This is a genomic window from Lacticaseibacillus jixiensis (genome assembly GCF_042847315.1).
GTDB lineage: Bacteria > Bacillota > Bacilli > Lactobacillales > Lactobacillaceae > Lacticaseibacillus > Lacticaseibacillus jixiensis.
On the sequence record NZ_BAAFPR010000092.1, the window covers coordinates 1 to 1,151 of the forward strand.

At 48.4% G+C, this 1,151-nt stretch carries 1 protein-coding gene; it reads left to right on the forward strand.

The window, feature by feature from the left end; genetic code table 11:
• Positions 1 to 617: transposase (locus tag ACGG90_RS15605; protein ID WP_390407408.1), on the forward strand; the 617-nt coding region annotated here is incomplete at its 5' end.
• Positions 618 to 1,151 lie beyond the last annotated feature (534 nt).

Genomic DNA, 1,151 nt, shown 5'->3' on the forward strand with positions numbered 1-1,151 from the left:
CGCCAAAATTTTACGAGATGTGCGACACACATGGCGTCGACTTTTTGGTTCGACTCAAGGCAAATTCAAAGCTTGGGAAGCTGGCAGAAACGGCCTTAGTGGATTGCCCTCCAAAATATGAAGAGAGCAAATGCGTCTACCACGAATTCAAGTATCAGGCCGCGTCATGGGGTAAAGCTCGCCGTGTTATCGTATGTTCTACTCATACGGCAGATGAGCTAGTTCCCTGGAACCACGCATTCGTAGTGACCAGCCTGGCCTCCGAGGCTCCAGAGACTTTGTTCAAGACCTATAGACAGCGGGGCAATGCTGAGAACCAAATTAAGGAGCTGAAATGCGGGTTTGGCTTTGACAAAACAGACAGCTCAACTTTTGCACGGAACACTGCACGAGCCTTGATCACCGGTATTGCCTATAACCTGGTTCAGCTCTTTAAACAGCTCTTTGTCTCGGAAGACCGTCGTTCAACCATCTCCTCGCTACGGTTCAGTCTCTTTCACATCGCCGGTAGGATTACTTGGCACGCCCGTCGTGTGGTGATTCATCTTGCTTCTAACTATGTTTACAAGAACTGGTTTAGTCGGCTCATGGACGAAGTCCATCAGTTGGCGACCTGAACTGAATAACTGAATAGGTCGTGCGTCGAGCCGAAAACTGGGTCGGTCTGTTCGTGGTGCATCGATCACCAACTTCTCCGCTCAGTCAGTATTCGCAACGCTCCAAACGTTGCTTTCAGACCGGCCAGATGCGATTTCATGTCCCCAATACCGAGGTGAATAATCCAGGTTAATACATTACTCATATGCGTCCCCCTTAATAACTTACATGATCCTGGATTATTCATAGAATTTCAAAAAAGCAGCGCAATCCCATGATTCACACGGGACTGCGCTGCTTTGGTGTTTCACCCATTGGGTGCGCCTATATGCTAAGGTTAAGTCGACAAAAACCATCACGAAAGCGAGGCTTCACACCATCTCAACTTTAACCAGCTTATCCCTGCAATGCAATACCAATGTGACTGTGACCGCCGACGGCGGTCAACTTTCAAATGACGCCGGGCTCGTTTTGTTCCAAGAGTTTCTTCATCGTATCAACTTTAGGCAACTTGCCAATCAGTGCCTCAAGTTACCAGACCAACGACGATTCTG